General features: G+C 74.8%; 5 protein-coding genes. All 5 read right to left on the minus strand.

Going from position 1 to position 4,956, the window contains the following annotated elements; translation table 11 throughout:
* Window positions 1–94 precede the first annotated feature (94 nt).
* Window positions 95–358 (minus strand): gas vesicle protein GvpG, encoded by a 264-nt coding sequence (locus tag ACFXB5_RS26045; protein ID WP_385211988.1) that lies wholly within the window; start codon window positions 356–358, stop codon window positions 95–97.
* A gap of 13 nt (window positions 359–371) precedes the next feature.
* Window positions 372–1,124, minus strand: coding sequence for a GvpL/GvpF family gas vesicle protein (locus ACFXB5_RS26050; RefSeq protein ID WP_385211990.1), 753 nt, complete (start codon window positions 1,122–1,124; stop codon window positions 372–374).
* A gap of 2 nt (window positions 1,125–1,126) precedes the next feature.
* A complete protein-coding gene (gene gvpJ / locus ACFXB5_RS26055) occupies window positions 1,127–1,495 on the minus strand; it encodes a gas vesicle protein GvpJ (RefSeq protein ID WP_385211998.1) in 369 nt (122 codons plus the stop codon).
* Between the two features lie 205 nt (window positions 1,496–1,700).
* Window positions 1,701–2,027 (minus strand): gas vesicle protein, encoded by a 327-nt coding sequence (locus ACFXB5_RS26060; protein ID WP_385211992.1) that lies wholly within the window; start codon window positions 2,025–2,027, stop codon window positions 1,701–1,703.
* Window positions 2,028–2,068: 41 nt separating this feature from the next.
* The gene (locus ACFXB5_RS26065) at window positions 2,069–4,576 is read right to left on the minus strand and encodes a DUF4118 domain-containing protein (RefSeq protein WP_385211994.1); all 2,508 of its coding nucleotides are present in this window, start codon (window positions 4,574–4,576) and stop codon (window positions 2,069–2,071) included.
* Window positions 4,577–4,956: the final 380 nt, after the last annotated feature.

Genomic DNA, 4,956 nt, shown 5'->3' on the forward strand with positions numbered 1-4,956 from the left:
GCGCGGCGGGGGGGGCCCCCCGGGGCGGGGGGGGGGGGGGGGGGGGGGGGGGGGGGGGGGGCCCCCCGCCCCCCCCCCCCCGGTTCTGTCGTCGTCACGGGGCTCGTCTCCGCTCGTCCGGCCGTTCCCGGCGTTCCAGCTGTGCCAGCCGGTCGAGCAACTCGTCCTCGCGGCGGTCGTACGCGTCCTCGTCGATCCGCCCGGCCAGCAGGTCCTGCTCCAGTTCGGCGAGGGCGCGCCGGACCGGCGCCGGGTCGTAGTACTCGCGCTCGGCGGCCGCGGTTATCTGCTCGGCGGCCCAGACGGTGGCGCGCACCGGCGCCAGCGGAAAGGTGAGCAGCCCGGTCAGCAGTCCCATGGCACTCCCGCCCTCAGGCCACGAAGCTGTACGGCGGCAAGGGGCCGCGCAGCCGGAAGTCGTAGCCCTCGCCATAGCCCTGCGCGAGCTGCCGCGCGGCCTGGGAGAACTCCTCGGCGCGCCCCCGCTCCACCAGGAACGAGGCGTTGAGGAAGTCCTCCTCGGCCGGGGGCGCCACCACCTTGCCGCGGGCCATCTCCGACAGCCGCCCGACGACCTGGTCGGCCAACTGCCGCTGCCGCGCGTCCAGTTGATGTGCGACCAGCTCGCCGAGGGCCACCCGGTCCGCGTAGGTGCCACCGCCGTCGCGGGTGCGTTCGTTGAGGCGCCGGGCGTCGTCGGACTCGGTGAGCACCTCCCGCAGCAGATCGTCCTGCGAACGGGCCGCCTTCAGGTTGAACTCCGCGGTGGCGTGCAACTCCTCGAGCCTGCGGACGTATTCGGCGCGCTTGCCGTCCAGCGCCGCCGTCACCGCGGCGTCGTCGGGCGCCAGCATGCCGAACCGCATCGGCAGCACCGCGCCGTCCGCCATCAGCCGCTCCTGGACCTCCTGGTGGGCGGCGAGGTCACGGCGCTTGGGGCGCAGGTCCGCCGGTGCCGGGCTCACCACGCAGACCAGCGGCCCGCCGGTGACCGCGCGCAGCGCGCCGGACACGCCGCCCACGGCCCGCAGTCCCTCCAGCCGCAGCGGATGATCGGCCCCGGTGATCGCGTAGATGTAGAGGGAGGCGGGGGGCGTGGACGTGGTCGGGGACGAGGGCTGCATGGTCACTTGTCCTCGTCGTCGCGGTCGAAGACATCGCTGATGGCCCCGAGGGCCCCGCTGATCGCCCCCTCGGTCTTGCCCCGGGCGCCGCCCTCGACGATGTTGCCGACGATGTCGCTCAGCTTGTCCGGGGCCTTGCGGCCCGATTCCAGGTCGAGGCGGTTGCACGCCTCGGCGAAGCGCAGATACGTGTCCACGCTGGCGATCACGATCCGGATGTCGATCTTCAAGATCTCGATGCCGACGAGGGAGACCCGGATGAACACGTCGATGACGAGGCCACGGTCCAGGATGAGTTCGAGGATGTCGAAGAGGCTTCCGGTCCCTGAACCGGTCGATGTGGTGGCAGGCAGCCCGCCGGTCTGCGTCATCACGGTCACGTGTGCTTCCTCTCGGTCGCGCTCGGTCGCCTGTCCGCGTCTGATACGGGTGCGGTGGCGGTGGCGTTCACCGATGTCGGCGCGTGTGACACAGGGCGCGCGGGATGGAACGGCCCCGCGCCGCGGACATCACCGGCGCGGGGCCGTGGGAGGAAAACCGGCAAAAGAACGGCCGTGCCTGGTCCGGCGGCGACGTCTAACGTCCGCGGTCGAGCTGGCCGCGGGCGTAACGGTGATGCCGCTCATAGCCGAGGAGTTGGCCCTGTGAGTCGAGGGTCACACGGTAGGTGGCCATGATGGTCATGGTCTCCGGCACCCGCTCCAGCTCCACCACCTCCACATCGGCGACCCATCCGTCCGGCGTCGGCTGCATCGCGGAAACCGCCTCCGGAGCGGTGCCCAGCAACTCCCCCAACTGCCGGGCGGCGCCGCGCATGGCCTGCGCCACGGGGACGCGGCGCGGCTGCGCGTCGGAAGTTTCGGAGGTGTCCGTGCGCGGTGTGTCCGGATCAATGCTCGTCATGGTCCTACCGTGTCAAGTCCTCCGGGCGCGTGGTGCGCGGATCACCAAAGCGGCGGCCCGGAGTTGCCGCGTCCCCGCCCGGTCCGTGACGACGCCACGCGGTGCGCGGCGGTGGGCAGGGTGAGGGTCACGGAGAAGGCGCCGCCGGTCCTGGTGTGCTCCAGGGTGCCGCCCATCGCCTCGCCGAGGTCGCGGGACAGCCGCAGGGGCAGAGTGTCGGCGCGGGCGGGGGCGCGGGCCGCCCCGGGGACGGTGCCGTCCGTGATGCGGATCCTCAGCCGGCCCCGCCGGGCCTCGGCCGTGAGGGTGGGTGGCGCGTCGGGCGGGCTGTGGCGCAGGGCGTCGGCAGCGAGCGCGGTGAGGACGCGGGTGAGGAGCGCGGCGTCGGCGAGCACGTACGGCGGTTGCTCCGGAAGCCGCAGGACGAGGGTGTGGCCGCCGGTCCCGAGGTCGTCCAGCGCGGCCGTCAGCGCCTCGTCCAGGTCGACCGGGCGGAGGTAGAGGTCCAGCGCCCCGGCGTGCAACCGGCCGAGGTCGTCCAGGTCGGTGAGGAGCTGGGTGGCGCGGCGCACCGCCGACCGGGCGGTGGCCACACGGCGGATCTCCCCGGCCGAGGTGGGGTGCAGCGGTACGAGCGCCTCCTCGACCGCGCGCAGCGGCGCCCGCAGATCGTGGCTCGCGGTGAGGAGCAGCGAGGCGCGGGTGCGCTCGGCGGCGGCGAGGGTGTCGGTCTCGGCGGCGTGCCGGGTGAGCCGGCCCTGGGTGTGCGCGATGCCGATCTGCGTGCCGCAGGCGGCGAAGACGCGCTGGTCGCCCCCGCTGAGGGCGTGGCCGCGGGCGGCCAGTGTGAGGTCGTCGGCGATGGGGGCCTCCACCTCGCCCTCGCGGGGCCGCTCGGGCGGCCGCTCACCGGTGCTGGCGACGACGTACCAGCGGGGCTCGGCGGCCTGGCCCGGTTCGCGCTGGAGCAGGCTGAGCGAGGTCAGGGAGAAGTACTCCCGCACCTGCTCCAGCAGGGCGGGCAGATCTTGGCCGCGCGCCATGGCGGCCGCGAGCCGGCTCAGGGCGCGCGCCTCGGACGTGGCGCGCAGCGCCTGTCCGGTACGGCGGGCGGCCGTGCCCGCGGCGGCCCCGACCAGCCATGCGGCGGTGAGGAAGACGACCAGCGCCACGATGTCGACCGGGCGGGTGACCTTCAGGGAGTGCAGCGGCTGGGTGAAGTAGTAGTCGGCGAGCAGCCCCGCCGCGACCGCCGTGGCCAGCGCGGGGTACACACCGCCGACGAGGGCGGCCAGGACGACGGCGAGCAGATAGCTCATCAGGGCGCCGGGCAGACCGACCCGGTCGCGCACCGCGATCAGCACCAGCGTGAGGAGGGGCAGCAGCACCGCGGCACCGGCCGTCGCGGACCACCGCCGCGCCGGTCCGGTGCCCCGCGGCGGCCGCGGCAGCCGGGGCGAGGCGGCCCCGGCGGCCTGCTCGTGGGTGACGATGTGGACGTCGATGGGGCCGGATCCGTGGATCGTCCGCTGTCCCACACCGGCCCGCAGCAGCGGCGAGAACCGCCCGCGGCGGCTGGCGCCCAGCACGATCTGGGTGACGTTCTCGGCCTCGGCGAACCGCAGCAGCGCCTCGGGGACGTCCTCGCCCGTGGTCTGGTGGTAGCTACCGCCGAGTGACTCCACGAGGGCCCGCTGCCCGGCCAGCGCGCCCGGCGTCGGCTGGGCGAGCCCGTCGCCGGGGACCACATGCAGGGCCAGCAGTTCGCTGCCCGGTGTCCGGGCGGTGATCCGGGCCGCGCGGCGGATCAGCGTCTCGCCCTCGGGGCCGCCGGTCAGGCCGACCATGATGCGCTCCCGGGTCTCCCAGGGGGCCGTGATGCCGTGCTCGGCGCGGTAGCGCTGAAGCCCCTCCTCGACCCGGTCGGCGAGCCACAGCAGGGCGAGTTCGCGCAGCGCGGTGAGGTTGCCCAGCCGGAAGTAGTGGGTCAGGGCGCCCTCGACGCGATCCGGTGGGTAGACGTCGCCGTGCACCAGACGGCGGCGCAGCGTCTCCGGCAACAGGTCGACCAGCTCGATCTGGTCGGCGCGGCGCGCCACCTCGTCGGGCAGCGTCTCGTGCTGGACGACGCCGGTGATCTGCCGTACGACGTCGTTCAGCGACTCCAGGTGCTGGATGTTGAGGGTGGTGACCACATCGGTCCCGGCGCCGAGGAGTTCCTCGACGTCCTGCCAGCGCTTGGTGTTGCGGGATCCGGGGACGTTGGTGTGGGCCAGCTCGTCGACCAGGGCCACCTGGGGGTGGCGGGCCAGGACGGCGTCCAGGTCCATCTCGGTGAAGGCCGCTCCCCGGTGGACCAGGGTGCGCCGGGGAACGGTCTCCAGCCCCTCGGCCAGGGCCGCGGTCAGCCGCCGCCCATGCGGTTCGACCAGGCCGATCACCACGTCGGCGCCCTGCGCACGCAGCCGCTGGCCCTCCTGCAGCATGGCGTAGGTCTTCCCGACCCCGGGCGCCGCCCCGAGATGGATCCGCAACCGTCCGCGTGCCATCGACGGCCTCCTGTGCACCCTGCCGCGGCCACAGCCCCCGTCCTTCCATGGTGCGCCCGGGACGTCGCGCCAGCGTCGCGTCAAGACTGCCCGTCCTCGCGTCAGCGTCCCGTCAGGGACGGGGGCCCACCGCGGGGCGCGGGAATTAGCGTCCTGTCCCGGCCCCGGTCCGCTGTCGGGTCCGGGGCCATCCCCCTCGCCCCCTGGAGGCACGTCATGAACGACCGTCTGTACGGAGACGACCCCGAGCCCGACGAACCCGTCCCCGGGGGGGGGGGGGGCGGGGAGGGGCGCGCCGCGGGCCCCCCGCCCCCGCCCCCCCCCCGGCGGGACGGGCAGCCCCCCGGCGGCCCCCCCCCCCCCGCCCGGCACCCCCCCCG

The organism is Streptomyces sp. NPDC059455, from assembly GCF_042750115.1.
Lineage (GTDB): Bacteria > Actinomycetota > Actinomycetes > Streptomycetales > Streptomycetaceae > Streptomyces > Streptomyces endocoffeicus.

Bases quoted from the DNA above. Each gene is read 5' to 3' on its own strand.
- ACFXB5_RS26045 (WP_385211988.1), bottom strand. From the start codon at position 358: ATGGGACTGCTGACCGGGCTGCTCACCTTTCCGCTGGCGCCGGTGCGC.
- ACFXB5_RS26050 (WP_385211990.1), bottom strand. From the start codon at position 1,124: ATGCAGCCCTCGTCCCCGACCACGTCCACGCCCCCCGCCTCCCTCTAC.
- gvpJ (WP_385211998.1), bottom strand. From the start codon at position 1,495: ATGACGCAGACCGGCGGGCTGCCTGCCACCACATCGACCGGTTCAGGG.
- ACFXB5_RS26060 (WP_385211992.1), bottom strand. From the start codon at position 2,027: ATGACGAGCATTGATCCGGACACACCGCGCACGGACACCTCCGAAACT.
- ACFXB5_RS26065 (WP_385211994.1), bottom strand. From the start codon at position 4,576: ATGGCACGCGGACGGTTGCGGATCCATCTCGGGGCGGCGCCCGGGGTC.